General features: G+C 54.9%; 26 protein-coding genes and 6 tRNA genes. 13 read left to right on the top strand and 19 right to left on the bottom strand.

Annotated elements, in window-relative coordinates; genetic code table 11:
* The first annotated feature begins 65 nt into the window (after nt 1–65).
* Complete coding sequence (locus ACXIZX_RS13385) at nt 66–986, top strand: LysR substrate-binding domain-containing protein (protein ID WP_479404352.1); 921 nt, start codon at nt 66–68, stop codon at nt 984–986.
* Here ACXIZX_RS13385 and ACXIZX_RS13380 read toward each other — a convergent pair.
* The 5 genes from ACXIZX_RS13380 to ACXIZX_RS13360 form a co-directional block, all read right to left on the bottom strand.
* Nucleotides 983–1,312, bottom strand: a complete 330-nt coding sequence (locus tag ACXIZX_RS13380; protein WP_154155757.1) for a FlxA-like family protein — start codon at nt 1,310–1,312, stop codon at nt 983–985. The genes ACXIZX_RS13385 and ACXIZX_RS13380 overlap by 4 nt on opposite strands.
* Before the next feature lie 162 nt (nt 1,313–1,474).
* Nucleotides 1,475–1,550: transfer RNA gene (locus tag ACXIZX_RS13375), tRNA-Lys, on the bottom strand.
* 4 nt (nt 1,551–1,554) lie between these two features.
* A tRNA-Val gene (locus ACXIZX_RS13370) sits at nt 1,555–1,630 on the bottom strand.
* Nucleotides 1,631–1,670: 40 nt separating this feature from the next.
* A tRNA-Val gene (locus ACXIZX_RS13365) sits at nt 1,671–1,746 on the bottom strand.
* A 49-nt stretch (nt 1,747–1,795) separates the two neighbouring features.
* Nucleotides 1,796–1,871, bottom strand: a tRNA-Val gene (locus tag ACXIZX_RS13360).
* A gap of 273 nt (nt 1,872–2,144) precedes the next feature.
* Between ACXIZX_RS13360 and gltX the strand changes: the two genes are divergently transcribed.
* Nucleotides 2,145–3,566 carry a glutamate--tRNA ligase gene (gene gltX, locus ACXIZX_RS13355; protein ID WP_258143715.1) on the top strand — a complete coding sequence of 474 codons (1,422 nt, stop codon included), beginning with the start codon at nt 2,145–2,147 and terminating at the stop codon, nt 3,564–3,566.
* Between the two features lie 35 nt (nt 3,567–3,601).
* Here gltX and ACXIZX_RS13350 read toward each other — a convergent pair whose 3' ends face one another.
* Nucleotides 3,602–3,955: a YfeC-like transcriptional regulator gene (locus tag ACXIZX_RS13350; RefSeq protein WP_008102134.1), complete on the bottom strand. Its 354-nt coding sequence runs from the start codon at nt 3,953–3,955 to the stop codon at nt 3,602–3,604.
* Nucleotides 3,956–4,066: 111 nt separating this feature from the next.
* The gene (locus tag ACXIZX_RS13345) at nt 4,067–4,855 is read right to left on the bottom strand and encodes a formate/nitrite transporter family protein (RefSeq protein ID WP_008102137.1); all 789 of its coding nucleotides are present in this window, start codon (nt 4,853–4,855) and stop codon (nt 4,067–4,069) included.
* Nucleotides 4,856–5,217: 362 nt separating this feature from the next.
* Between ACXIZX_RS13345 and ACXIZX_RS13340 the strand changes: the two genes are divergently transcribed.
* Both ACXIZX_RS13340 and ACXIZX_RS13335 read left to right on the top strand, forming a co-directional pair.
* Nucleotides 5,218–5,293 (top strand) — tRNA-Ala (locus tag ACXIZX_RS13340).
* Between the two features lie 42 nt (nt 5,294–5,335).
* Nucleotides 5,336–5,411, top strand: a tRNA-Ala gene (locus ACXIZX_RS13335).
* A 126-nt stretch (nt 5,412–5,537) separates the two neighbouring features.
* Here ACXIZX_RS13335 and ACXIZX_RS13330 read toward each other — a convergent pair.
* From ACXIZX_RS13330 to ACXIZX_RS13315, 4 genes are all read right to left on the bottom strand, one after another.
* Nucleotides 5,538–7,154, bottom strand: coding sequence for a rhodanese homology domain-containing protein (locus ACXIZX_RS13330; RefSeq protein WP_479404351.1), 1,617 nt, complete (start codon nt 7,152–7,154; stop codon nt 5,538–5,540).
* Nucleotides 7,147–7,737 (bottom strand): cysteine dioxygenase family protein, encoded by a 591-nt coding sequence (locus ACXIZX_RS13325; protein WP_479404350.1) that lies wholly within the window; start codon nt 7,735–7,737, stop codon nt 7,147–7,149. Before ACXIZX_RS13325 ends, ACXIZX_RS13330 begins: the two co-directional genes overlap by 8 nt.
* A 5-nt stretch (nt 7,738–7,742) precedes the next feature.
* On the bottom strand, nt 7,743–8,831 hold the full coding sequence (locus ACXIZX_RS13320; RefSeq protein WP_479404349.1) for an LLM class flavin-dependent oxidoreductase: 1,089 nt from the start codon (nt 8,829–8,831) through the stop codon (nt 7,743–7,745).
* Between the two features lie 192 nt (nt 8,832–9,023).
* Nucleotides 9,024–10,214, bottom strand: a complete 1,191-nt coding sequence (locus ACXIZX_RS13315) for a NupC/NupG family nucleoside CNT transporter (protein WP_008101354.1) — start codon at nt 10,212–10,214, stop codon at nt 9,024–9,026.
* A gap of 369 nt (nt 10,215–10,583) precedes the next feature.
* Here ACXIZX_RS13315 and ACXIZX_RS13310 point away from each other — a divergent pair, with 369 nt between their 5' ends.
* On the top strand, nt 10,584–11,825 hold the full coding sequence (locus tag ACXIZX_RS13310; RefSeq protein ID WP_479404348.1) for an Nramp family divalent metal transporter: 1,242 nt from the start codon (nt 10,584–10,586) through the stop codon (nt 11,823–11,825).
* A 45-nt stretch (nt 11,826–11,870) separates the two neighbouring features.
* Here ACXIZX_RS13310 and ACXIZX_RS13305 read toward each other — a convergent pair whose 3' ends face one another.
* Both ACXIZX_RS13305 and mgrA read right to left on the bottom strand, forming a co-directional pair.
* Nucleotides 11,871–12,227: a DUF2502 domain-containing protein gene (locus ACXIZX_RS13305; protein ID WP_008101350.1), complete on the bottom strand. Its 357-nt coding sequence runs from the start codon at nt 12,225–12,227 to the stop codon at nt 11,871–11,873.
* A gap of 159 nt (nt 12,228–12,386) precedes the next feature.
* Nucleotides 12,387–13,376 (bottom strand): L-glyceraldehyde 3-phosphate reductase, encoded by a 990-nt coding sequence (gene mgrA, locus ACXIZX_RS13300; protein ID WP_479404347.1) that lies wholly within the window; start codon nt 13,374–13,376, stop codon nt 12,387–12,389.
* Nucleotides 13,377–13,590: 214 nt separating this feature from the next.
* Here mgrA and ACXIZX_RS13295 point away from each other — a divergent pair, with 214 nt between their 5' ends.
* The gene (locus ACXIZX_RS13295; protein ID WP_479404346.1) at nt 13,591–15,243 is read left to right on the top strand and encodes an alpha-keto acid decarboxylase family protein; all 1,653 of its coding nucleotides are present in this window, start codon (nt 13,591–13,593) and stop codon (nt 15,241–15,243) included.
* 160 nt (nt 15,244–15,403) lie between these two features.
* Nucleotides 15,404–16,369, top strand: coding sequence for a glucokinase (glk, locus tag ACXIZX_RS13290; RefSeq protein ID WP_061717891.1), 966 nt, complete (start codon nt 15,404–15,406; stop codon nt 16,367–16,369).
* A gap of 31 nt (nt 16,370–16,400) precedes the next feature.
* On the opposite strand, the gene ACXIZX_RS13285 is transcribed toward glk, so the two are convergent.
* From ACXIZX_RS13285 to ACXIZX_RS13275, 3 genes are read right to left on the bottom strand one after another with little or no spacing between them, the layout of a single operon-like run.
* Nucleotides 16,401–17,126: a LytR/AlgR family response regulator transcription factor gene (locus tag ACXIZX_RS13285; RefSeq protein WP_008101343.1), complete on the bottom strand. Its 726-nt coding sequence runs from the start codon at nt 17,124–17,126 to the stop codon at nt 16,401–16,403.
* Nucleotides 17,123–18,814 carry a sensor histidine kinase gene (locus tag ACXIZX_RS13280; RefSeq protein WP_036647392.1) on the bottom strand — a complete coding sequence of 564 codons (1,692 nt, stop codon included), beginning with the start codon at nt 18,812–18,814 and terminating at the stop codon, nt 17,123–17,125. The genes ACXIZX_RS13285 and ACXIZX_RS13280 overlap by 4 nt, the downstream gene beginning before the upstream one ends.
* 27 nt (nt 18,815–18,841) lie before the next feature.
* Nucleotides 18,842–18,997, bottom strand: coding sequence for a hypothetical protein (locus tag ACXIZX_RS13275; protein ID WP_479404345.1), 156 nt, complete (start codon nt 18,995–18,997; stop codon nt 18,842–18,844).
* Between the two features lie 124 nt (nt 18,998–19,121).
* On the opposite strand from ACXIZX_RS13275, the gene ACXIZX_RS13270 reads away from it, so the two are divergent.
* A complete protein-coding gene (locus ACXIZX_RS13270; protein ID WP_479404344.1) occupies nt 19,122–19,646 on the top strand; it encodes a GNAT family N-acetyltransferase in 525 nt (174 codons plus the stop codon).
* Nucleotides 19,647–19,764: 118 nt separating this feature from the next.
* The gene (gene alaC / locus ACXIZX_RS13265) at nt 19,765–21,003 is read left to right on the top strand and encodes an alanine transaminase (protein ID WP_008101332.1); all 1,239 of its coding nucleotides are present in this window, start codon (nt 19,765–19,767) and stop codon (nt 21,001–21,003) included.
* Nucleotides 21,004–21,044: 41 nt separating this feature from the next.
* Here alaC and ypdK read toward each other — a convergent pair whose 3' ends face one another.
* The 3 genes from ypdK to ACXIZX_RS13250 form a co-directional block, all read right to left on the bottom strand.
* Nucleotides 21,045–21,116: a membrane protein YpdK gene (ypdK, locus tag ACXIZX_RS13260; RefSeq protein ID WP_099686956.1), complete on the bottom strand. Its 72-nt coding sequence runs from the start codon at nt 21,114–21,116 to the stop codon at nt 21,045–21,047.
* Nucleotides 21,117–21,319: 203 nt separating this feature from the next.
* Nucleotides 21,320–22,348, bottom strand: coding sequence for an HlyD family secretion protein (locus tag ACXIZX_RS13255; RefSeq protein ID WP_479404343.1), 1,029 nt, complete (start codon nt 22,346–22,348; stop codon nt 21,320–21,322).
* A gap of 5 nt (nt 22,349–22,353) precedes the next feature.
* Nucleotides 22,354–23,955, bottom strand: a complete 1,602-nt coding sequence (locus ACXIZX_RS13250) for an MFS transporter (RefSeq protein ID WP_479404342.1) — start codon at nt 23,953–23,955, stop codon at nt 22,354–22,356.
* Between the two features lie 150 nt (nt 23,956–24,105).
* Between ACXIZX_RS13250 and ACXIZX_RS13245 the strand changes: the two genes are divergently transcribed.
* The 4 genes from ACXIZX_RS13245 (at nt 24,106) to ACXIZX_RS13230 (ending at nt 26,697) form a co-directional block, all read left to right on the top strand.
* Nucleotides 24,106–24,891, top strand: coding sequence for an IclR family transcriptional regulator (locus ACXIZX_RS13245; protein WP_008101326.1), 786 nt, complete (start codon nt 24,106–24,108; stop codon nt 24,889–24,891).
* Between the two features lie 7 nt (nt 24,892–24,898).
* Nucleotides 24,899–25,351, top strand: a complete 453-nt coding sequence (locus tag ACXIZX_RS13240; protein WP_101763602.1) for a universal stress protein — start codon at nt 24,899–24,901, stop codon at nt 25,349–25,351.
* A gap of 9 nt (nt 25,352–25,360) precedes the next feature.
* Entirely contained in the window at nt 25,361–26,164 is an 804-nt protein-coding gene (locus tag ACXIZX_RS13235; protein WP_479404341.1) for a hypothetical protein, read from the top strand.
* A 251-nt stretch (nt 26,165–26,415) separates the two neighbouring features.
* Nucleotides 26,416–26,697 (top strand): putative periplasmic lipoprotein, encoded by a 282-nt coding sequence (locus ACXIZX_RS13230; RefSeq protein WP_154190406.1) that lies wholly within the window; start codon nt 26,416–26,418, stop codon nt 26,695–26,697.
* Nucleotides 26,698–26,723: the final 26 nt, after the last annotated feature.

Genomic DNA, 26,723 nt, shown 5'->3' with positions numbered 1-26,723 from the left:
TGATTGTGCGCCCGCTGGGTTTAGAAATAAAATTGATTTATTGCATTAATCTATGAGCGATATCGATGAATTACACCTTACGTCAGTTGCGCACCTTTGTAGCCGTGGCGCATCACGGCAGCTTTAGTTTGGCCGGACAAGCGATTGGTTTGAGTCAGTCTGCGGTTAGCCACAGCATTAAAGAGCTGGAAGCGGAAATGGGCGTACGCTTACTGGATCGCACCACGCGAGAAGTGATGCTGACCGAAGCGGGGCAGCAGCTGGCTACGCGGCTTAATCGTCTGCTGGAAGATCTCAATACCACCGTGTTGGATGTGCGCAGCTATGGCGAACAGCGCAGCGGCACGGTGCGTGTTGCCGCCAGTCAAACGCCTTCTGCCCACCTGATGCCGCAGTGTCTGGCCAGCAGCCAGCAGCGCTATCCGGATATCCGCGTCATCCTGCATGACCGCGTGCAGCAATGGGTGCTGCAAAGCGTACGCAATGCGGAGGTTGATTTTGGTATTGTGATTGGCCCGCTCAACGACACCGATTTCGATAGCGAAGAGATTCTGCAGGAGCCTTTTTTACTGCTGTGTCATGAAGATGACGAGCTGGCGCAAATTAAACAGGCAAAGTGGTCGATGCTGGCCGGACGCAATATGGTGCTGCAGGATTATGCTTCTGGCAGTCGCGTGTTAGTCGATGCCGCGCTGCAACAGCTGGCGTTAAATGTGAATGTGGTGCAGGAAATCGGCCATCCCGCCACGCTTTATCCGATGGTGGAAGCGGGAATTGGCATCAGTATTCTGCCCGCGCTGGCCTTGCCGTTGCCGTCAGGACGCAAACTCACGGTGCGACGTCTCTATCCGGAAATTAATCGCAGCCTGATGCTGATAAAGCGCAAAAACCGCTCGCTGACACCCGCCGCAGAAGCGATCTGGCAGGAAGTGCGTCAGCAGGCGGCCCTGCTGACGCAACAACGCATGCTGAAGCCGGCGTTTTAAACGTACACGTTGATCTGATTGGTATCCGTCGGACGGTTAATTCCATCGGCTTTGTTCGCCGCTGGTTGCTGAGCTTCCTGTTTCTGCTGCGCTTTCTCGGCTTGCTGCTGCTCAATCTGCGCGATTTGCGCTTCAATCATTTGAATCTGTGATTGCAGCATCTGCTCCTGTTCCGATTTTTGTTCATCGGTGAGCGTATCGTCGCTGGAAAGATCTTTCAGCTGCTTGGTGATGGATTGAATCTGTTTGTTGAGGCTGGCGATTTCTGAGGTCGATCCGCCGCCGCTACTTGCGGTGCTGACACTACTAACGCTGGATATAGACATGGTTTTCTCCTTGCAATAGACCATTATCGTTATCGGTCAGAGCAGCGGGAGGCTTGAGGGCAGGGAGTGTTAAGCTTGCGAAAAGGTTTTGTTGGGATTTGGTACGCTAAAGTGCCAACTGTAGAAACGAAAAAAGCGCCTAAAAGGCGCTTTTCTCTGAATTGGTGGGTCGTGCAGGATTCGAACCTGCGACCAATTGATTAAAAGTCAACTGCTCTACCAACTGAGCTAACGACCCGAAGTGGTGGGTGATGACGGGCTCGAACCGCCGACCCCCTCCTTGTAAGGGAGATGCTCTACCAACTGAGCTAATCACCCACTTCGTACTGCTTAACAAGAGCGTCATCTGACTAAGATATGGTGGGTGATGACGGGCTCGAACCGCCGACCCCCTCCTTGTAAGGGAGATGCTCTACCAACTGAGCTAATCACCCATATCTTATCTCTTGTTCACTGCGGGCCACCTTTAAACCTTCTAAAGAGTGGTGGGTGATGACGGGCTCGAACCGCCGACCCCCTCCTTGTAAGGGAGATGCTCTACCAACTGAGCTAATCACCCCCGCTGTGTGGAGTCGCATTATAGGGATCCTTCAAAGTGAGTCAACGGTTTTTAAAACTTAAATGTGCGTTCGCTTTAAAAATAATCATCGTGGGGCGCTTTTCGCCAATGTGCTGGTTTTATTAGCAGAAAAGCGCACAGCAAACCGGGATGCCACCGCGACAATCATTGAGGAATCAGCCTCACCTGCTAGAATGTGCGCACTGTTTTTTCGCGTTAACCCGTTTTTTTGTCATCCAGACAATGAAACCTGCGCATTTAAGGCAATGCTGAATGAAAATCAAAACTCGCTTCGCACCCAGCCCAACCGGCTATCTGCACGTAGGCGGTGCTCGTACTGCTCTTTACTCCTGGCTTTATGCTCGTCATAACAAGGGCGAATTTGTTCTGCGTATCGAAGATACCGATCTGGAGCGTTCCACACCGGAAGCCATTGAAGCCATCATGGATGGTATGAACTGGCTGAGCCTTAACTGGGATGAAGGTCCGTATTATCAGACCAAGCGTTTTGATCGCTATAACGCGGTGATCGACGACATGCTGGAAGCGGGCACGGCCTATAAATGCTACTGCAGTAAAGAGCGTCTTGATGCGCTGCGTGAAGAGCAGATGGAAAAGGGCGAAAAGCCGCGTTACGACGGCCGCTGCCGCGATAGCCATGAACATCACGCCGCTGATGAGCCGTGCGTGGTGCGCTTCCGCAACCCGCAGGAAGGTTCTGTCATCTTTGACGATCAGATTCGTGGCCCGATTGAATTCAGCAATCAGGAGCTGGATGATCTGATCATTCGTCGTACTGACGGTTCGCCAACCTACAACTTCTGTGTAGTAGTGGATGACTGGGATATGGGTATCACTCACGTGATTCGTGGTGAAGACCATATCAACAACACGCCACGCCAGATCAACATCCTGAAAGCGATCGGTGCAGAAGTGCCAACCTACGCGCACGTCTCAATGATCCTTGGCGATGACAGTAAGAAGCTGTCTAAGCGTCATGGCGCGGTTGGCGTGATGCAGTATCGCGATGACGGTTATCTGCCGGAAGCGCTGCTCAACTATCTGGTGCGCCTCGGCTGGTCACATGGCGATCAGGAGATCTTCAGCGTGCCGGAAATGGCAGAGCTGTTCACCCTGGATGCGGTGAGCAAATCGGCCAGTGCTTTCAACACTGAAAAGCTGCAGTGGCTGAACCATCACTACATTAATACGCTGCCGCCGGAATACGTTGCTACACAGCTGCAATGGCATATTGAGCAGCAGAAGATTGATACCCGCACCGGTCCGGAACTGGCTAAGCTGGTTACCTTGCTGGGCGAGCGTTGCAAAACTCTGGTAGAGATCGCGGCATCTTGCCGTTACTTCTATGAAGAGTTCGAAGCCTTTGATGCTGACGCGGCGAAGAAGCATCTGCGTCCGGTCGCGCGTCAGCCGCTGGAAGTGGTGCGTGACAAACTGGCCGCGATCAGCGACAGCAACTGGAACGCTGAGAATGTGCATCATGCAATTCAGTCTGCGGCAGATGAGCTGGAGCTGGGCATGGGTAAAGTCGGTATGCCACTGCGTGTTGCGGTGACCGGTTCAGGCCAGTCACCGGCGCTGGATGTGACGGTGGAAGCGATTGGTCGCAGCCGCAGCGTTGCGCGTATTGAGAAAGCGCTGGCCTTCATCGCTGAGCGTGAAGCCAACGCATAATATGAAAAAGCCGGAAGCATCTGCTTCCGGCTTATTTATTCTTCCTGAATCCCCAGACGCTCCAGTACGCCTCGAATTCCCTCCCGCAATAACAACGCCGCAAATTGCTCTTGCTCCGCTGCCGTCATTTGCTGGACAGAATTTATTAATAACGCAGGTAACGTATTTTGTTGTGCACCGTAATTAGCCGCCGGTTCGTTCGCGTGGCGGGTGGACTGAACAAAGCTCTTTACACGCTCATCAATATGGATCAATCGCGCTTTACCGCCCTGAACACCGGGCTTTGGCGTGGTTGTCCAGTTTTCACGTTTGATCCATTTATTCACCGTTTGCCGACTGTAGCCCGTTTCCAGCGCGAGCTCCTCGGGGGTAAGCCATTCCTTTTTCACGATGCAATCCCTGTTAAATACATTAGTTCTACATATTACAACAAAACGTAACGGGGAAAAGTAACCTGGGCAGAAAATGCCTTCTGCTCTCCAACAAAAGGCAAAATTCGGTTATTGCGCTTCGCTCACTGCGGGTTGTTCAGGACGGAAAGCGATGAAATAGGTGAGGCCAACAAAAATTGCCCCGCCCACGCCGTTACCAAGGAACACCGCAATTACGTTTGGCGCAAACTCCGCCCAGCTCATCTGGCCGGCAAAAATCGCTGCCGGAACAATAAACATGTTCGCGACAACGTGCTGGAAGCCAATCGCCACGAACGCCATCACCGGGAACCACATACCGAAGATTTTACCTACCACATCTTTACTGGCGAAGGCGAGCCACACCGCCAAACACACCAGCCAGTTGCAGCCTACGCCGGAAATAAAGGCGTGCAGGAAATCGGCATTCACTTTAGCGTGCGCAATCGCCACGGTTTTCTTCAGGTAATCGCCCTCGGTCATGCCCAGCATATGGCCAAAAAACCATGCTACTGCAACGCTGCCAATAAAATTGGCGACGGTAACCCAAAACCAGTTACGCAGTACGCTGAAGCCACTGATGCGACGCGCGAACCAGGCGATTGGCATCGTCATCATATTGCCGGTCAGCAGCTCACCGCCCGCCAGCACCGTCATGATCAAACCAACCGGGAACACCGCAGCGCCGAGCAGCACGCCGAATGAGCCCCATTCAGCAGGCAGTTGGTTAATCACATGCAGATCGAGCAGGAAACCGGTAGCGATGAACGCACCGGCCATAAAGCCAAGAATTAACAAGGTGGAGATAGGAAGGCGGCTTTTAGCCACGCCAGCTTGAATCGCCAGTTGAGCGATCTCTTTAGGTGTATGCAGCGACATAATTCACTTTTCTTATATGGATTAATGGGGACGTTGCTGGCCGGTCATTGAGAGAACACCCTGGCAGGATGACCGGTTAATTAGCGCGCTAAGTTTTACACGCACTTTTAACGAAAACAAGACTGCTCCTAACATCTTTAACCTTAAATTAACGCTGGGTTGAGGTTGGGTTTGGCGAGCATTGTTGGATAGCGCATATAAATAGAGACGATTTGGGATGAAGTGTAGAAAAAAAAGCCATGCTGACGCGGGGTTGACGCCTTTTTCAGCGATCAAACACAGAACGAGAATTTGACGTTGACACTCAAGAGGCGGTTTCATATTATCCCGTCCGTCGAGTTTACTCGGCAGTTTTTCGGTTCGGGGGTATAGCTCAGCTGGGAGAGCGCTTGCATGGCATGCAAGAGGTCAGCGGTTCGATCCCGCTTATCTCCACCAAACCGCTCCCAACGGTTTGACCGAAAAATGATTTCCAGATGTGGGGGTATAGCTCAGCTGGGAGAGCGCTTGCATGGCATGCAAGAGGTCAGCGGTTCGATCCCGCTTATCTCCACCAAATCTCTGTTCGTTCTGAACACATTCAAAAAATCACCTTCTAAACGCAACGCAATAAATTGCGGTTTTGTCGTTTGTAGGGTCGCCATTTATGGCGACCACATTACTGCATAACGCGGAATTATTGTCAGGCTGTAACAGCTTGCGGCTGCAATTGCAGCACACGGAAACCGTGCGTGCCATCGCGATCCAGCTGCGCCACTAAACCGTATTCCCAGTCCAGATAAGCCTGCATCACGCCCGCTTCAATATCGGTGCCTTCATACGGGCGACGATAGCGCTCGATAGCCGGTGACAGCAGTTGCTGCTCTCCTTGCTCCGTTGGCAAACCCGCGCCGCGCCATGCAGCGTTACCGCCTTCCAGCACAAACACCGGCTTGCCGGTCAGCTCAGCCACCTGTTCCACCGCATAACCCGCCAGCAGGCTGCTGCCACAGGTTAATACATAGCGACGCGCCTCCGGCAACAACGCTTTGCCTTGCTGTTGCAGAGTAGAGCGCAGCAACCAGGCCGCGCCCGGAATATGGCTGTTAAGATGGTTTGCGCGCGTGGTGAAATCCAGCACCTGCGTTTGCCCTTCCTGCAACCATTCCGCTAACTGCTGCGGTGAGATGAGTTCGGGTTGAGCAACGGGCGGCACCTGCGCTTTCCAGTTACCGCTTTCACTGAAATCACTGGCCTGCAGCTCCTCCAGCACTGAAACCTGCCAGCCAAGCTGTGCCAGCCAGGATGCGGTCATATTGGCGCGCACGCCATCATCATCAATCAGCACGATACGTGCCCCACGTACGCTGGCGTAGTGATCGGTCTCCTGCACTAATTGGCCCCCCGGCACGTGGCGGCTGCCCGGCAGATGCCCGGCGGCGTACTCGTCGGCATCACGTACATCAAACAGATAAGTGGTGCGCGCCTCCTGCTGCCAACGCTTGAGCGTAGCGAGTGGGATACGTTCCACGCCGGCGCGATCGGCGATACTGCGCGCATTGTTCGCCGCCTGACGCTGAGCCGTTTCGCTGGCCTCGCCGTAGCGGCGCGACTGGCCTTTATCCAGCGCATGTCCGGCCAACGTCCAGCCGATGGTGCCATTGCGTAGTGCAAACACCGGATTGCGAATTCCGGCATTGACCAGCGATTGCGTACCGATGATGCTGCGTGTGCGACCGGCGCAGTTGACAATCACCGTGGTCTCCGGCGATGGGGCGATATCACGCACGCGCAGCACCAGCTCACCGCCCGGCACGCTGGTAGCGCCTGGAATACTCATGGTTTGATATTCATCGAAACGGCGTGCATCCAGCACCACCACGTTAGCATCGCTGTTAATCAGCTGATGCACTTCGTCCGCTGACAAAGAGGGCGTGTGATTGTGATGCTCAACCAGCTCGCCAAACGATTTGCTGGGTGAATTAACGTCGATAAATAGTTCGCCGCCCGCCGCTTGCCAGCCAGCCAAATCATCTGCCAGCAGCGCGACATTGCTGTAACCCAGTGCGGCAATGCGCTCGGCAGCGGTTTGCGCCAGGCCTTCGCCGCCGTCATACAGCGTGATGGCGGTGGTGCGCTGCGGAATGCGGTCCAGTAGCTCAAGCTCCAGCTTTGACAGCGGAATATTCACCGCAAACAGCGGATGCGCGGTGGCAAACAGCGCTTCATCGCGCACATCGACAATCGCCACTTCCTGCTGCTGACGCAGCGCATCAATAAGTTCCGCCGCCTGGCGTAAAGGGAAAACCGGTTTAGTCATGTGAAAGGTCCCAAATGTTCGGTAAGTAGCGGTTGCTGTAACCGGAGATAAACGTTTTTTCGCTGCCGTCTTGGCGGTAGACCGCGCGTTTGACCGCGCCAATGTTGGCGCCATAAACGTGAATGCTGATGGAGACGCGGTCGTCATAGGCGTTGCTGACGCGATGGATATCGCCCACCGTTGGCGATATCGCTTCAACGCTGCCTGGATCGAGTCGAACGGGCGCGCCTTCCGGCTGCAATCCTTTCGGCCCCGGCTGCCAGGATTGTGAAATTTCCGCGCCGCGCAGCATGCCAATCAATCCCCATACGCGATGGTCGTGAATCGGCGTTTGCTGGCCCGGTCCCCAGACGAAACTCACCACTGAGAAGCGCTGCTGCGCATCGGCATACAACAAATATTGTTGATAGTGTTCGGGATGAGGTTGGCTAAAGGCGTCGTCCAGCCAATCGTCGTGGCGAATCAGCTCGCCAAGCCACTCGCTGCCACGTTGTAACACCGTGGCTTCCTCAGGCTTTGTATCCAGCAGATTAGCCAGATTGGCGACGAAATCGCGCAGGCGCTGGTGCTGATAATGGCTCATCAAATTCAGGCGCTCCTTTTATCGGCAGCGGAGAGCGCATCGACTTTCTCGCGCGTTAGCGGGATCAGCTCACGGCCATATTCCACCGCATCGTTAAGCGGGTCGAAGCCGCGAATCAGCACGCTATGGATACCAAGGCGATAATATTCCAGCAGCGCATCGGAGACTTGTTCCGGCGTTCCCACCAGCGCGGTGGAGTTGTAGCCGCCCTGAACCAGTTTTGCGACGCCGGTCCACAGCACTTTATCCAGACGTTCGCCTTCATTGGCGGCGGCGAGTAAACGCTGTGCGCCAACGCTTTGTGGTTTCGCCTTGCCAAAGGCAAAGCCAGTTTCGTTGAGCTGTTTCTCTGCCGTGGCGCGGATGTGTTCCGCGCGTTCCCAGGCTTCTTTTTCAGTTTTGCCAAGAATCGGTCGGAACGAGATGTTGAAGTTGATTTCGCGCCCCTGTCTGGCAGCAGCAGCGCGCACGTTGCGTACCGTCTCCTCCGCGCCTTTCAGCGGTTCGCCCCACAGCGCAAACACATCGGCATGCCGTGCTGCGACATCAATCGCTTCCTGCGACGATCCGCCAAAATAGACCGGCAGTTTTTTCTGCAACGGTTTGATGGCCGAAAACGCCTGCTCGACCTGATAAAATTGACCTTGATGATCGTACGGCTGAACGGATTCGAGGCTCTGCTTCAACACCGTGAGAAACTCATCGCTGCGCGCATAGCGCTCGGCTTTGTTGAGGAAGTCACCGTCGCGGCGTTGCTCGGCATCGCTGCCGCCGCTGATAATGTGCACCGCTAAACGGCCGTCGGTGAGGTGATCAAGCGAAGCCAGTTTGCGCGCCGCTAACGTCGGCGATACAAAGCCGGGGCGATGCGCCAGCAAAAATTTCAGCGTTGAGGTGTGCGCCGCCGCGTGCGCGGTGACCAGAAAGCCATCTGGCTGATCAGACCAATAGCCCACCAGAATGCGATCAAAACCGGCGTCTTCGTGCGCACGCGCAAAACGCGCAATGTACTCTTTATCAAACAGCGGTCCGCTAGCCGGGATAATCTCGGAGGCGAGGCGGTGGCCAATCATGCCAAGGAATTGAATGCTCATGCGGTTCTCCTGAAGTGACGTCATGGAGAAAAACTACGGGCGCAGGCGGTGTGAACGGAAATTCAATATTGTGCAAAGGTTTTGCGTTTCACGGTGAAGCGGGTGATGGCGGGGGAAACGCCGGGGCGAGGCGGGATAGAACCGATTGAAATAAATAAGAAGAGAAGGGCGAGCCGTAGCTCGCCCCTTTGATCAGAAGGCCAACACCAGGCCAGCGATAGCGGCTGACAGCACGCTCACCAGCGTTGAACCGTACAGCAGTTTCAGGCCGAAGCGTGAAACCACGTTACCTTGCTCTTCGTGCAGACCTTTAATCGCACCCGCCACAATCCCGATAGAGGAGAAGTTAGCAAAGGAGACGAGGAACACAGAGAGAATGCCTTCCGAATGAGGTGACAGCTGACCGGCGATTTTCTGCAGATCCATCATCGCCACGAACTCGTTGGAAACCAGTTTGGTTGCCATGATGCTGCCCACTTGCAGCGCTTCGTGTGAAGGAACGCCCATCACCCACGCAAATGGATAGAACACATAACCCAGCACGCCCTGGAAGCTGATGCCGAAAATCAGATCGAACAGCGCGTTCAGACCAGTAATCAAGGCAATAAAACCAATCAGCATCGCAGCGACAATCATTGCCACTTTAAAACCGGCGAGGATGTATTCGCCCAGCATCTCGAAGAAGCTCTGGCCTTTGTGCAGGTCCTGCAATTGCAGATCTTCTTCGCTATCAACGCGGTACGGGTTAATCAGCGACAGCACGATAAAGGTGCTGAACATGTTCAATACCAGCGCGGCAACCACATATTTTGGCTGCAGCATGGTCATGTAGGCCCCGACAATCGACATGGAAACCGTCGACATGGCGGTCGCTGCCATAGTGTACATGCGACGCTGTGACATTTTGCCGAGGATATCTTTATAGGCGATAAAGTTTTCTGACTGTCCCAAAATCAGAGAGCTTACGGCGTTGAAAGATTCCAGTTTTCCCATACCGTTTACTTTTGACAGTACGGTACCAATACCGCGAATCACCCAAGGTAAGATGCGGAAGTGCTGCAAAATACCAATCAACGCAGAGATGAAGATGATTGGGCAAAGCACGTTGAGGAAGAAGAAGGCGAGACCTTTTTCACTCATATTGCCAAACACGAAGTTGGTGCCTTCGGCGGCATATTTGAGCAGATGATCAAAGAAACCAGCGAAGCCCTGCACGAAGCCGAGACCGATGGAGGAGTTCAGGAAGAACCACGCCAACAACAATTCGATGACCAGAAGCTGTACGATAAAACGAAGACGGATGCTTTTACGATCGTTGCTGACCAGCAAGGCCAGCACCGCTACCACCACTAGTGCTAAAATAAAATGCAAAACATGGGACATGTCGGCTCCAAATTTGAGGAGGGTTGTATTTTGTTGCGTATTCTATGTAACGCGTTACTTAAAAACGAGATCAAAACCACATTATAAGTATTCGCTATCGCGATTTTTCTCAGATAAGTCTGACCGCTCACAACCCCATTACAAATCCATCACAAGAAATATCCACAAAAACATTGTCTATAAAATGACCCAAGCGTAGAGTCATTTGCGTTGCACTTATTTTTGGCAAGAACTGGCTTTACCGCAATGTATAGCAATGGCTATACTTCATAGCACCATCTATTAATACAATAACTATAACCAAATTTCATCTGCCTTGAATGACCCTTAATCTGGTCGGGTCAACAAGCGTTAAGACAGGGTAAAACTATGCTAGAAAGCCGCACCGCTGAGCGCGCCGCTCGCGGAGCCAGAAAGATCAAACTCGCGTTGCTGGGCCCCGCTTTTATTGCGGCGATTGGCTATATCGATCCCGGTAACTTCGCGACCAACATTCAGGCAGGCGCCGCCTACGGCTACAAGCTGTTGTGGGTGGTGGTGTGGGCCAATGTCATGGCGATGCTGATCCAGCTGATGTCCGCCAAGCTCGGCATTGCCACCGGCAAAAATCTTGCAGAACACATCCGCGATCGCTTCCCGCGTCCGGCGGTGTGGTTCTATTGGGTGCAGGCGGAAATCATCGCCATGGCCACCGATCTCGCTGAATTTATCGGCGCGGCGCTCGGCTTCAAACTGTTACTCGGCATTTCGCTGCTGCAGGGCGCGGTGTTAACCGGTATCGCAACTTACCTGATTCTGATGCTGCAAAGTCGCGGGCAGAAGCCACTGGAATTGGTGATTGGCGGCCTGCTGCTGTTCGTAGCGGCGGCTTATATTGTCGAGCTGTTTTTCTCCCAACCGAAAGTCAGTGAGTTGGTAGTCGGCATGGCGCTGCCATCGTTGCCGACGTCAGATGCGGTCTTCCTCGCCGCTGGCGTGTTAGGCGCCACCATTATGCCGCATGTCATTTATCTGCACTCGGCGCTGACGCAGCACGGTAATAAAGGCAGCAAGGCGCAACGCTACAGCTCAACCAAGCTGGATGTGGCGATTGCCATGACCATCGCTGGCTTTGTGAACCTGGCGATGATGGCAACCGCCGCCGCAGCGTTCCACTTCAGCGGTCACTCCAGCATTGTCGATCTCGATCAGGCTTACTTAACGCTGCAACCGCTGTTGGGTGAAGCGGCGGCGATTGTGTTTGGTTTGAGTCTGGTGGCTGCCGGTCTCTCATCTACCGTGGTCGGCACGCTGGCGGGACAAGTGGTGATGCAGGGCTTTATTCGTTTCCACATTCCGCTGTGGTTCCGCCGCACTATTACCATGTTGCCCTCGTTTATTGTCATCTGGGCGGGCTGGGATCCCACGCGCATTCTGGTAATGAGCCAGGTGCTGCTGAGTTTCGGTATCGCGCTGGCGCTAATTCCGTTGCTGGCATTTACCGGCAACCGGGAACTGATGGGTGATGAGATGGTGAACTCGCGCCTGATGCAGAATGCCGGTCGGTTGATTGTGTTGCTGGTTATCGCCCTCAATCTCTACTTACTGGTCGGCGAAGCGCTCGGTTGGTAACGGACCTATAAAAGAAAAATCCCGCTCATTAGCGGGATTTTTTGTTTAGTGATGATGGTGATCGCGGTGATCACGACGATCATCATGGCGATGATCGTGACGCCAATGGTCACGACGTTCACGTTCATGCCAGCGACGTTCGCGCTCACGTTCATAGGCGCGATGACGTTTCCACTCTTCATGACGCCACCAGCGATGGTCATCGTAACGATAACGATCGTTCCACCAGCGCGGTTCACGCCAGCGACCGCCGTCCCAGTAATTACCGTGACGATCGCGATCGCCGAGATGCAGCGTAACGCCCGGACCCAAATTGATGGTGGCGCTGTCGGCTTGTGCTGTGCTGATAGCCAACGGGGATAAAGTTGCCAGCAAGGCGGCAAACAAAATGGCACGTTTCATAACTTCTCCTTTTCAGTAGCTTATCACTGCCACCGTTGCGCTAGTTTGCCACATCGGACCAGGCAAGCCTTGAGAATCAGTCTGAAAACGCTGAGGGAAATCTGAAATGAGAATTTTCTGCTGCGGAAAACGCCCGACAAATGCCGGGCGGGTAAACGTTTACACTAAGATATTGTGGATGGCGTCGATCTCGTCCTGGCTCAGCACCGGCTGGCTCAACATCTCAACCGCATCATCAATTTGCGCAGTTTTGCTGGCGCCAATCAAAACCGAGGTGACACGCGCATCGCGCAGCACCCAGCTCAGCGCCATCTGCGCCAGCTTCTGGCCGCGCTGTTGGGCAATCGCCTGCAGCTGACGCACTTTTTCCATCTTCTCTTGCGTCAACTGGTTTTCATTCAGGAACTTACTGCCGCTGGCGATGCGCGAATCTTGCGGAATGCCCTGCAAATAGCGGTCGGTTAACACGCCACCCGCCAGCGGCGAGAAGGCAATGCAACCAACGCCGTTGTCGCACAGCACATCCAGCAAACCCTGCTCTGGCGTACGTTCAAACATCGAATAACGTGGCTGGTGGATTAGGCATGGCGTGCCGAGGTCGCGCAAAATGGCAATCGCTTCGGCGGCTTTGTCTGCCGGATAGTTAGAGATGGCGGCATACAGCGCTTTGCCCTGACGCACCACCTGATCCAGCGCGCGCATGGTCTCTTCCAGCGGCGTTTCGGGATCGGGACGATGGTGATAGAAGATATCAACGTACTCGAGTCCCATACGCTTCAGGCTTTGATCGAGACTGGAAATCAGATACTTGCGTGAACCCCAATCGCCGTACGGGCCATCCCACATGGTGTAACCTGCTTTGGTTGAGATCACCAGCTCATCGCGCAGTCCCTGAAAATCCTCGCGCAGAATGCGACCAAAGTTAGATTCAGCCGATCCCGGCGGCGGACCGTAATTATTGGCGAGATCGAAATGGGTGATGCCGCGATCAAAGGCGTGGCGCAGCAGTTCACGGCTATTATCGACGCGGGTACTGTCGCCAAAGTTATGCCACAAACCCAGCGAAATCGCCGGTAACTTCAGGCCGCTACGGCCACTGCGACGGTATTGCATCTGTTGATAACGTTCGGGATGGGGAAAAGCACTCATGCAGCGTTCCTGTCTCAATAGGGGAGAAAGTGACATCAGCATAGCAGTGTATGCGTTTACACTAAGGCGAAACGCGCCGAAGATCGCAACTTACAGAATTATCTGTCGTCGTAACGAATGCTTGCCACAAATTAGCACCATACGATGGTGAATATCTCGCCAATTCAGCCACATCGCTAATACTCCTGATTATCCCCTTAACAAGGAGTTGTCGATGAAAACCCCCAACGTTGGCGATTATTTACTGCACCGATTACAGCAAAGCGGCATCCGACATCTGTTCGGCGTGCCGGGCGATTACAACCTGCAATTCCTCGACAGTGTGATTGCGCATCCCGAAATTGCCTGGGTTGGCTGCGCCAATGAACTGAATGCGGCCTATGCGGCGGATGGATACGGGCGCTGCAACGGCGCGGCGGCACTGCTGACCACGTTTGGCGTCGGCGAGCTTAGCGCTATCAACGGCATCGCCGGCAGCTATGCCGAATATGTGCCGGTGATTCATATCGTTGGCGCGCCCGCGAGTCAGGCGCAGCAGCAGGGCGATTGCGTGCACCATTCGCTGGGTGATGGCGATTTTGGTCATTTCCTGCGAATGGCGCAGGAAGTGAGTGTGGCATCTGCGGTGCTGACGGCGGAGAACGCGGTGGTGGAGATCGATCGCGTTATCAGCGAGGCGCTAACGCAACATCGTCCCGGCTATTTATTGCTGGCGGTGGATGTGGCGGCGGCTGAGATTTCGCTGCCAGAGGAAAAAGCCACAGCCGCAGATAACCATCAGCAGGTTGCTGCAGCCTTTGCCGATGCGGCAGAGCGCTTGCTGGCACCGGCGCAGCACGTGGCGCTGTTGGCGGATTTCCTTGCCGCGCGCTGGCAGTTGCAGCCGCAGCTTGAGGCGTTGCGCCAGCTGCGCGCGATTCCTGCCGCCACCTTATTGATGGGCAAAGGCGTGCTCAACGAGCAGCAGCCAGGTTACGTCGGCACTTACGCCGCGCAAGGCAGCAGCGATGCGGTGCGCCAGGCGATCGAAGATACCGACGTCACGCTGTGCGTCGGCGTGCGGTTTACCGATACCTTAACCGCCGGCTTCACGCAAAATCTGCCTGCCGAACGTGTGATCGATCTGCAGCCGTTTCAGGCCACAGTCGCTGGCGAGGTGTTTGCGCCGTTGAGCATGCAGCAGGCGCTGGCGGCGCTGACGCCGATTTATCAGCGTCACTGTGCGCACTGGCGGCTGGCGGATGCGCCTGAGTGCGAAGAAAGTGAGCAAATTGCTGCGGCGGTAATCAGTCAGCAGGCATTCTGGCAGGCGATGCAGCGCTTCCTGCAGCCGGGTGATATTATCCTCGCCGATCAAGGCACTGCGGCCTTTGGCGCCGCGGCGCTGCGGTTACCGCAAGATGCACAATTGCTGGTGCAACCGCTGTGGGGATCGATTGGCTATACTTTACCCGCCACCTTTGGTGCGCAAACCGCGCAACCGGATCGCCGGGTCATCCTGATCATTGGCGATGGCTCCGCGCAGTTGACGATTCAGGAGTTGGGTTCGATGCTACGCGACGGCCAGCAGCCGATCATTTTCCTGATTAACAATGATGGCTACACGGTTGAGCGCGCGATTCACGGTGCTGAGCAACGTTACAACGATATCGCGCAATGGAACTGGACCGCGCTGCCGCAGGCGCTGAGCCAACAGTGCGCGGCGCAGAGCTGGCGCGTCAGCGAAACGGTGCAGCTGGACGCGGTGATGGCGCAATTAATGCGGAATCGTCGTCTGTCGCTGGTGGAAGTGGTGATGGACAAACAGGACTTGCCGCCGCTGCTGCGTAAGGTCACCGCCGCACTGCATCAGCGTAATAGTGGCTAAATTTCGGAAAGTTGCCGCTGTGAAGTCGGGCAGGCGATCGGTAGGCTGTGCAGCATCTTTAAATGGATTACGCCCATCGTGCAGGTGGGCGTTGTTGTTTTATTGGCAGGCTTTTATAGTGTCCTGCAATTGTTTATGACCCAAGCGGAGCAGCAGAAGAATGACAACATACGCCCTGGTCGGCGATGTGGGCGGTACCAATGCCCGTCTCGCATTGTGTGAGGTAGAAAACGGTGCTATCTCGCAAGCCCAAACCTTCTCAACATCAGACTACGACAATCTTGAAGCGGTGATCCGTCACTATCTTGACGAGCAAAAACAGGACATTAAGCACGCTTGTATCGCCATTGCCTGTCCGATCACCGGCGATTGGGTAGAGATGACCAACCACGATTGGGCGTTCTCCACCAAAGTGATGAAAGAGCATCTGGCGCTGGAAAGCCTGGAAATCATCAACGATTTCACCGCCGTTTCGATGGCGATTCCGATGCTGAGCGAAAAGGAAGTGATTCAGTTTGGCGGCAAAGCGCCCGTTGAAGGCAAGCCTATCGCGATTTACGGTGCCGGCACCGGCCTCGGCGTCAGCCATTTAGTGCACGTGGATAAGCGCTGGATCAGCTTGCCGGGCGAGGGCGGCCACGTTGACTTCGCGCCGAACAGCGAAGAAGAGGGTGAAATTCTCGAAGTACTGCGCGCGGAGATTGGTCACGTTTCGGCTGAACGCGTACTGTCCGGTGCCGGTTTGGTCAATCTTTATCGCGCCATCGTGAAGTCTGATGAGCGTGAGCCAGAAAACCTCAAGCCAAAAGATGTTACCGAGCGCGCGTTGCAAGACAGCTGCATCGATTGCCGTCGCGCACTGTCGCTGTTCTGCGTCATTATGGGTCGTTTCGGCGGCAACCTGGCGCTGAATCTGGGCACTTTCGGCGGCGTTTATATCGCCGGCGGTATCGTGCCGCGCTTCCTCGACTTCTTTAAAGCGTCAGGTTTCCGCGCGGCGTTTGAAGATAAAGGTCGCTTCCGCGATTACCTGGTCGATATTCCGGTGTATATGATCACTCACGATCAGCCGGGCTTGCTGGGCGCCGGTGCGCACCTGCGTCAGGTGCTGGGCCGCGAACTGTAAGCACGCAGGCGAGCGGCATCCGCCGTTCGCCTTATAACCTCATCAACTGCCGAAAGGCTTTCACCTTGCTGCGACTCACCGGCACCTGCGCATCCAAATCACGCAACTTCACCAAATAGGTATTGTTAAACCACGGCTCGATTTCACGAATCTTGCTCAGATTGACGCAGTAAGATCGATGGCAGCGGAAGAACTGCTGTTCCGGCAAACGGCTGCAAAACTCACTGATCACCATCGACATCACATAGGCTTCGCGCCGCGTATAAACAAACGTCAGCTTCTCGTGCGCCTCAACGTAATAGATCTCATTGATGTCGGTGACGATGATGCGTTCATCTTTCACCAGATTGACGGTTTGCGGCGAGCTGGCCGCCGCGTTTTGCGGTTGCGACTGCTGCTGGGCGCTGGCTTCCAGTTTTTGCAGCATCGTCATGATGCGCGACTCGTGATAAGGCTTGAGAATGTAGTCAAACGCGTCCAGTTCAAACGCGTCAACCGCATGCTCTTTCCATGCTGTAATAAACACAATCAACGGCTTATGGGCAAACTGATTGATGTTTTGCGCCAGCAGCATGCCATCCAGCGACGGAATGTTGATGTCGAGGAAAATCACATCCACCCGATGGTTCTGCAGATATTTCAGCACCTCCAGCCCATCATCAAAGCAGGCCTCAACGCTGATTTGGCTGTGTTGCTGGATCATCCAGCTTAACTCTTGCTGGGCGAGAAACTCGTCTTCAACGATGATGGCTTTCACGTGGCGGTTTCCGTGGTGGGGCGCAGCGGCGCAGGTAGCGGCTGACCATTCTTGCTAAGCGTAAAGGCGATTTCAGTGCCGGGATGATGGCGGGTGATAACCAAACCCTGGCCGGAGAGCAATTTCACGCGATGATGCACATTCAGCAGACCAATCTTGTTACCGGGCATCTCATTTCGCGCAACGCGGCTCATCACATCCTCGCTGATGCCGTCGCCGGTATCGCGCACCGCGACGCGCACACGATCGCCCAAATCCTTCACGCTCAGCGTCACCACGCCTTTGCCGCGACAAGGTTGAATGCCGTGCACAATGGCGTTCTCCACCAGCGGTTGAATCAGCAGGCTCGGCAGCGTGAAGTGCAGATCTTCATCCACGTCATAAATCATCGACAGCTTGTCGCCGAAACGCGCCTGCTCAATCGCGATGTAGTCCTTCACCTGCCACAACTCTTTCTTGATATCGATAAGCTCGTCATCGTTGAGTTCGAGGTTGTAGCGCAGATAACGCGACAGGTTGATCACCAACTGGCGCGCCGTATCTGGATTAAGGCGAATCGAGGAGGAGATGGCATTCAGCGCGTTAAACAGGAAATGCGGGTTAATTTTGCTCTGCAGCGCGCGTAATTCAGCCTTGTTCGCCATCTCGCGCAACTGCTCAGCCCGCGACACTTCCAGCTGGGTGGAGATGATTTGCGACAGCCCAATCGCCATCTCTTTGAGCGAACCGGTGATGCGATGCGCACGGCGATAATAGATTTTTAGCGTGCCGGTCACTTCCCCTTTTTCCCAAAGGGGAATAACCAGCATTGAGTGAATATCTTTGGTGCGGTGCGCCTCATCGTTGTTCTTGATGATGATTTTGCCGCTGGCGATCGCCTGCGCGGTGGTCGGGCTGATGGCATCATCGCCATTGTGATAGTTCTGCTCGCCGTAACCGACGTAAGCGAGGATCTGTTTGTTATTGGTGATGGCGACCGCATCGGCGTGAATGTCGCTGCGGATGATGTCACACACTTTATGCAGTGACTGGCTATCAACCTGACGAAACAGCGGCAATGTTTTGTTGGCGATCTCCAGCGCCAGCTTGGCCTGACGCGCCGCAATCGCCTCTTTCTCGCCCTCAACGCTTTGCACCAGCAGCACGATTAAACCGATGCTTGATGCGCCCAGAATCATCGGCAGCGCAATCTCGGACACAATCGCCAGGCCCAGCGTCATAGGCTTGGCCCACAATACAATTAGCAGCATGGTCAGGCTTTCGCACAACATGCCGCCGAGAATACCGGCGCGCCAGCGCTGCTCTTTACTCACCCGGCGATTAATCACGCCGGAAGCGATGCCGGCAATGATGCTGGTGATCAGGCAAGGCACCGCCGTGACGCCATCCATATCAATCAGATAGCGATGCAAACCGGCAATCACACCGGTGGCGATGCCCACCCACGGACCAAACAGAATGCCGCCGGACATCACCGCAATCACACGCACATTGAGCAGCGAACCGTCGACGTTAATGCCCGACCAGGTGCTGAATAGCGCAAACAGCGAGAATATTGCCGTCACCACCACTTTTTCGCGCACCGAATGCTCATCTTTTTGCAGCAGCTGACGAAACACCCGCGTACGAGTGAGGAAGAACAGGCAAATCAGCATCAGCGCCGCGCGGTCAAAAACCGCCAGCAGCATGTCGAAGTGGGAAGGCAAGGGCATCTCTCAGGCAAGAAACGGGAGGCTATGATAAAAAATGTGATCACGATCCGCCAGCGCCACGGCAATCTGCAGACCTTTCTCGTAGTCGAGATCAATTTTTAAAATACCAGGTCGCCATACATGGCAATCGTACTCCGCCTTTGCAGGGTCGCCATTCATGGCGACCTCCCGAAAAGAGGAATACCTGACTAACAAAAAGAGGATTAGCGAAAGCGTGCGCCGATCGCTGGTTGTGAATACGCCGGTTTGCTATGTTGCCGTATAAAAAAATGGGAGCTCAACCATGCAATTACTCACTCCACGTTTATCCCTCAGCCGGCTTCAGCCAGAAGATTGGCAGATTTTCAAAGCGATACACCAGGACGCCGCCACCATGACGTGGGTCAGTGAAATCCCGGATGAAAACGATATCCGTCAACGCTTTAACGAGCGTTTGGCGCCGTGGCAGGCGAGCAGTTTTCATATGCTGTGTCTGGTGGCGCGCATCCGGGAAAGCGGTGAGTCGATTGGGTTGTTTGGCTGTAGCGCCGAATGGCATCCGTATCGTCAGGCCGAAGTGGGTTACATGCTGCGTGCGGCGTTTACCGGCTTGGGCTATGGCAGTGAAGCGCTCGACGCGCTGTGCCAATTTTTACTGCAGGCAGAATTTCATAAGTTAAAAGCGATGGTGATTGAGGGGAATTGGCCGTCGCGCCGTATTCTGGAGAAGAATGGTTTCGCTCTTGAGGGCACATTACGGGATAATTATCTGCTAAACGGCCAATGGGTAAGCGATTGGGTGTTTGGCCGCCTGAATCCAAATAATTAAAATTATTTTATTCCGCTCTCGACAATCTTGTTATCAGCGCGTTATGTTCTTGATGCGGTCACCACAGTGACCCACGTCGCTCGGACGGTCCGGGCGCTTACGTAAACCAGAGGACATCATGGCTGATAACAGCACACCCCGTCGTTTCTCGCGTATTGAACGCCTTCCCCCGTATGTTTTTAACATCACCGCTGAATTGAAGATGGCTGCGCGTCGGCGCGGCGAAGACATCATCGATTTCTCAATGGGCAATCCGGATGGTCCTACGCCGCCGCACATCGTTGAAAAACTTTGTCAGGTAGCGCAGCGCGAAGATACGCACGGTTATTCAACCTCGAAAGGCATTCCCCGTTTGCGTCGCGCGATTTCGCGCTGGTATGCAGACCGTTATCAGGTGGAAATCGATCCGGAATCGGAAGCGATTGTCACCATCGGCTCCAAAGAGGGTTTGGCGCACTTAATGCTGGCCACGCTCGATCATGGCGACACTGTGCTGGTGCCGAATCCCAGCTATCCGATTCACATTTACGGCGCGGTGATTGCCGGTGCGCAGGTGCGTTCTGTCCCGCTGGTGGCGGGCGTTGATTTCTTCAACGAGCTGGAGCGAGCGATTCGCGAAAGCTACCCCAAACCGAAGATGATGATTCTCGGCTTCCCGTCGAATCCTACGGCGCAATGTGTTGAACTCGATTTTTTCGAACGCGTCATTGCGCTGGCGAAGCAGTACAACGTGCTGGTTATCCACGATCTCGCTTATGCCGACATCACTTATGATGGCTGGAAAGCGCCGTCGATTATGCAGGTGCCAGGCGCGCGCGATGTGGCGGTGGAATTCTTTACCCTGTCAAAAAGCTACAACATGGCCGGTTGGCGTATCGGCTTTATGGTCGGTAACAAAGAGCTGGTTTCCGCATTGGCGCGTATTAAGAGTTATCACGATTACGGCACCTTTACACCTTTACAGGTGGCGGCGATTGCGGCGCTGGAAGGCGATCAACAGTGCGTGCGCGATATCGCTGAGCAGTACAAACGCCGCCGTGATGTGCTGGTGAAAGGCCTGCATGAAGCGGGCTGGATGGTCGATCTGCCAAAGGCATCGATGTATGTCTGGGCGAAAATCCCCGATCACTACGCGCATCTTGGCTCGCTGGAGTTCGCCAAATTACTGATGCAGGAAGCCAAAGTGTGCGTCTCGCCAGGCATCGGTTTTGGTGATTACGGTGATACCCATGTGCGTTTCGCGCTGATTGAAAACAGCGATCGTATTCGTCAGGCGGTGCGGGGGATTAAATCGATGTTCCGTGCCGATGGCATTTTGCCGGGAACGGTGAAAGCGCTGGAAGAAGAAGAGGAATAAACAGTAAGTGGGGCGACTCAGCGTCGCCCCGCCTGGCGGCTCTACAGCATCAGTACAAAGGTACCGACCCAAAGCAACAGGAAGAAAGAAATTCCCATCAAAGCGTATCTCACAAAAACAACTCCTCTGAGCGGCTACCCGGCGGGCGATCCCAAACCCGCGTAACCCGAACAGAATAAGAGAAAGGTGGAGTTCATCAGCGCTACACGCTTTCTTCTCAGGTCGCTCCAGGCAAGCCCGGAACAGGATCGAGGGCTAATTTACGCGGATTTGTCCCAAAAATAAATAGGCCGCTTCTGAGATATCGCTCACATTTTCAGCGGGTCTCAATCTCCGGTATCGCCGACATTCCCACACGCAGTTTTGCCAGATCCGGCTGGTTCTCATCGAGCACAATTTTCACCGGTAAACGCTGCACCACTTTGGTGTAATTGCCGGTGGCGTTGTCAGGTGAAATGGCGGAAAACGTCGCGCCCGTCGCCGGGGCAATACTATCCACGCGACCGGTAAATACTTTGCCCGGCAAGGCATCCACCTTCACGTTCACTTTCTGCCCTTGCTGCACATCCGCCAGCTGCGTTTCCAGATAATTAGCGGTGATATAGGTTTGCTGCAGCGGCACCACCGCCAGCAAACGCGTGCCCGCGCTAACGTAGGCGCCGAGACGCACTGAACGCTGGCCGACCATGCCATCCACCGGCGCCACAATGCGCGTATAGGAAAGATTAAGCTGCGCCTGATCGACGCTGGCCTGCGCGGCGGTGACATCGGCGGCAGCCTGACGCACTGCGGCTTGCAGCACGCCAACTTGCTTGACGGCGGAAGCCAGCGCTGCTTCGCTCTGGCGCACGGTGGCTGAGGCGGAACGCTGCGTCGAGTTGGCTTTTTGCTGATCGTCTGCGGCGATGGTGCCACTTTTATACAGCTGGTTGTAACGTGCGGCGCTCTGTCCGGCGTACTGCGCTGAAGCCTGGCTCGCCGCTAACGTGGCTTTCGCCTGGTCGATAGTGGATTGCTGCTGTTCCAGCTGCGCCTGGCTACTCAAACGCTTGGCCTCGCTGACCTGCAAATTGGCCTGTGCGGTTTCTAACGCCACGTGGTAATCACGATCGTCGAGCGTGGCCAGCAGTTCGCCGGCCTTCACGCGCTGGTTATCCTGCACGTTCACGCTGGCGATGTAGCCGGAAATTTTCGGCGCAACCAGCGTGTAATCGGCATTCACATAGGCATCGGTGGTGCGATGATCGTTACCGGTCATCGATGACCAGACAAAAAAGGCCATCGCTAATAACACCAGTAATAAGGCGCTCAACAGCACCGTTCTTTTCAGAGCAAAAGCTTGCATATCAATTATCTCGACGTCGTCGTAACAGGTTGAATCAGAGTTTGCGGTGGCCACACGCGTTTCGGCAGCCAGGCGGTTAACAGTAAAAGCAGGGCGGCGAAGGCAATCAGCATCTGGTAGCAATCACTCAGGCTCAGCACCATCGCCTGCTGCTTCAGCAAGGTGGCGAAGCCGCTGAGGTTTTCTGCGCTGCTGGCGCTGCCGTCTGGCAGCAACGGCAAGCTGCTGCTGGATTGCGCGCTGTTCGGTGCGCTCATCAGCCACGCACGGCTGGCGGCGCTATCGACCAGCACGTTGGAGTGGAATTTTTCACGATGGCTGATAAACCACTCCACCAGTGTGCCCGCGGCGATGCTGGAGAAGCCGCGCACGGTGTTGAACATCGCCGAGGCGAACGGGCCTTCCGGCGGCGCGACCACGCTGGTGGCACTCATCAGCACTGGCAAAATCACCATCGGCTGACCGAACGCCTGCAGAATCTGCATCAGCCAGAAATTCTGCCGCGCCCAATCGGTAGTGATGTGCATGCCCATCAGGCAGGACGTCACCAACAGCGCCACGCCCGCCGTCAACATCCAGCGACAATCCACCCAGCGAATATTCAGCAGCGCGGCAACAAAAGGGGCGATCAGCAGCTGCGGCAAGCCAATGGTCAGCGCCAGCGGGGCGAACTGCAGCGTGCGGAAACCTTGCACCTGCGCCAGATAGGCCGACGGCAGCGCCGATCCTGACAGTGACAGAATCAAAACGCCCGCCAGCACCAGCAAGCCGTGCGCGAGATTGCGCCGTCCCAGCATCTGCAATTTGAACAGCGGCAGCGGGTGAAACCATTCATTAATAAAGAACACAGTCAGCAACGCCAGCGCGCTGAATAATAGGCCGCTGAATAACGGCGATTCGAGCCAGTCGAGCCGCTCGCCCTGCGTCAGTGCCAGAATCAGCAGCGCCATACCGGAACAACCGGTTAGCATGCCAAACAGATCGATCTGTTTTAAACGCTCGAGGCGCAGCGGATCCTGCGGTAAACCCCAGCTAATCAGCAGCATGGCAATCAGCATTGCCGGCACTACTTGCCAGAAGACAAACAGCCAACTGACGTCATCGGTCCAGAACGCCGCCAGCGAAGCGGCCATATTCGGGCCGAAGGTGGCCGTCAGCGCATAACCTGCTAAACCGTATAATTTGATCGGCGGCGGCAGGAAGCGCAACGCAACGGTCATCAGCATCGGCGGCAGCGCACCGCCAAACAATCCCTGTACCACGCGCAAGGCGATAAATAGCGTGGCATTGGGCATCAGCGGCAGCAGCAGGCCGCTCAGCATAAATCCGGCCGAGACGGTGAGCGCAAAACGGCGCAAAGAAAAGGTGACGGCGAACCAGGGCGCAATCATCATTGCCGCCACTTCAGCAGCCTGGTACGCGGAGATGATCCAGCTGCCTTGATCGTAACTGATGCCGATGGCGGCGCGGATATCGGCTAGCGCGATATCGGTGACGCGATCGTTTAATCCCGATGTGAGCGCGGCAATCAGCACGCCAACCAATCCCAGCGCCAGGCGCAGAGTAAACGGATGGGGTGCCGGAGCCGCAATGGGCTGGGCGTTCATAGCAGGCTTCTCGTTCTATTGTTGATGCAGTGTATTGCGATGTGATACAGATGGCATCTTACATATCGATATGCTGTATTGCAATGTGATACAGGGTGTAAAAGTGCGATCATTCGCGTTAAAGTAGGGCAGGCCAAAAAGGAACGCATCATGGTTGAACTTCCCTCAAGCCGTGAGGATGAAAAAGCGGGTGGCATTCAGGTCATCGCGCGTGCGGCAAAAATTCTGAATGCGCTGGGTGAGCATCCCGGCGGCATGAGTTTGGGTGAAATTGCGCAGGTGGTTGATCTGCCGCGCTCAACGGTGCAGCGCATTATTGGCGCACTGGACAGCGCACAGCTGGTACGCAGCAGCGGTGCCGGCGGTTTACGTCTCGGTCCGGCGCTGCTCAAGCTGATCTCCAGCGTGCACAGCGACGTGGTGGAAATCGTGCGTCCGTTCCTCGAACAACTCTCTGCCGAAATCAATGAAACGGTATCGCTGGCGCGGGCCAGCGGCACGCAGCTGGCGATCGTGCATTATGTGGTGGCCTCGCGCGAACTGCGTGTGGTGCCGCGCATTGGTCTGAATCTGCCGCTCTACAGCACATCGGGCGGCCGCGCGTTGTTGGCGCTGGAGAGCGATGAAGATGTGCGCGTGATGGTGGGCGAAGCCTATAAAGAGTTAACCGAGATGACGGTGAAAACCCTGCCGCAATTGCTGGAGCTGATTGCCGAAGTGCGCGCCAGCGGATTGGCGATCGATCGCGGCGAGACGCTGGAGGGCATTTCGACCATGGCGGTTGCCATTGATACGTTGTTTGGCCGCTTCTCCATCTCATTGCTGGTGCCGACGGCGCGTTTTCATAAGCAGGAAGCGCACTATCGTGAGCAAATCATCAAGTGCAAAGACGCCTTGATTCGTGAAATTGGCAAAATGACCGCTGTGGAAGGATAACCAACTGATGAAAACCTTGCTGATGGCCATCGATAACTCTCCGGTGGCGGAAAAAGTGATTGCATTGACCATTGAACAAGCGCTGGCGCATCAGGCGCAGGTCACGGTGCTGTGCTGCGTTGATCCCGCTTACTCCTCCTGCAATCAACCGATTGAGATTGATGCCGGTGAAGACCCGGATGACTTTGTGGCGGCGAAAGATGAGCAGAACACCGCCGAAATGGTGGTGCGTCATGCGCTGGCGCCGCTGCTGCGCGCGGGCGTGGCGGCAAAGGGATTGATTCTGGCCGGTGAAGCGGCGGAAACCATTGTGGCGCAATCCACACTCTTGCATGCCAGCATGATCATCATGGGGCGCCGCCATCTGTCGCCATTTAATCGTCTGCTGAAAGGTTCGGTCAGCGCCGCAGTGATTGAGCGCGCCAATTGCCCCGTTTTAATCGATGTGCGTAAGGATTAACCCCGTTCGATGCTCTCGCTTTTTCCGATTACGCTAGCGGCGTTCGCGCTGCTGGCGATCATTATTATTCTGCTGGTGCGCACCACTTCTTTACGACTGTGGCAAGGCGTGCTGTTGTTTATCTTGCCGCTGATTTTGGCGAATCTGCTGTGGTTCAGCTGGCTGCATCCGCGTCAGGAGCGTCAGGCGCTGGTGGAAGAGGTGGCAACCCAACTCAGCCTCGCGCCCGGTTATCGTCTGCTAAAAATTCAGGAACCGGCATTGTGGCAGTTGCTCAATCGCGAACTGCTGCATAAACGGCTGGAAGGCGTTCCTGCCGATCAGGCGCTGGGGGATATGCGCGGCTGGTTGATGGATCTGGTCAATCAACGTCTGACACGTGCCAGCGATGCGGCGATTATTGATTACATCCGCGTCTCGGTCGAGGAGATGCAGGCGTTGCAGCAGCAGGAACCGCAGCGCTGCTTCCGTTTCCTCTATCCGCAGGTGAATGGCGGCGTCAATTTGCAACAGGTGCTGTCACCGGAATTGAATCAGCGCGATGCGCAGGCGCTCGAAACACTGCTACAGCAAAGCACCGGCAATGAACAGCAGCTGGATCAGGCTGCCGCGCAGCGCGATCTGCAAAGCGTGGTGGAAAAGCTGTATGGCAAGTGGGGCGATCGACTGCAACAGCTGAACATGCCGGCGGATACCGCGGTCGATCGCGGCGCAATGTGCGCGATGTCGATTGATCTCTATAGCGGGATTCTCGCATTGCCTGACAAACAAGCGGCCAATCTTTTACGTAAGATGGTCAGCCTTACCGGTTAGCGGGCAAAAAAAAGCCCGCTCAGCGCGGGCATGAAGGTCACTATCAGTATGTTTATTATTAACTCACCTGGTGTGGTGCAGACTTCGTTTTGTCTGGGTACATAATCGCACCGCCGAGTTGATAAGGGAAACCGTTTGGTTTTATCGATTTGATTGGCAAAAGCTTCACTAATCCCGGACATTTCGCGCTTTAATCCTATAGATAAGCGCGGCGTTGCATTTTAGACTGCGACGCTTTAGAGGAAACCCTAATGAAAAAAATGCTAATTAGCGCAATGGCGCTTTTTATGCTGGCCGGTTGTAGCGTCAGCAAACCAGGAGGATTTGAGCGTGTCGATGAAGATACCAGCTCAAATACCGTGCAGTATCGTTACGATCCGCACACGCTGAATAAAGACGCAATGGAGATCGACCTTGCGAATTATTGCAGTCAGCGTGGATTTGATAAGGTGGAATCACTGCCGTCGCAAAATAGCCATTTGCCCGGATTAAAGAAAGCCTGGTATCAATGTAATTACGCGGTAAAAAGCTAAAAAAATAGGGCGGGATAATTCCCCGC

This window comes from Candidatus Pantoea symbiotica (assembly GCF_056491525.1).
This window is presented reverse-complemented; position numbering and strand designations above follow the sequence as displayed.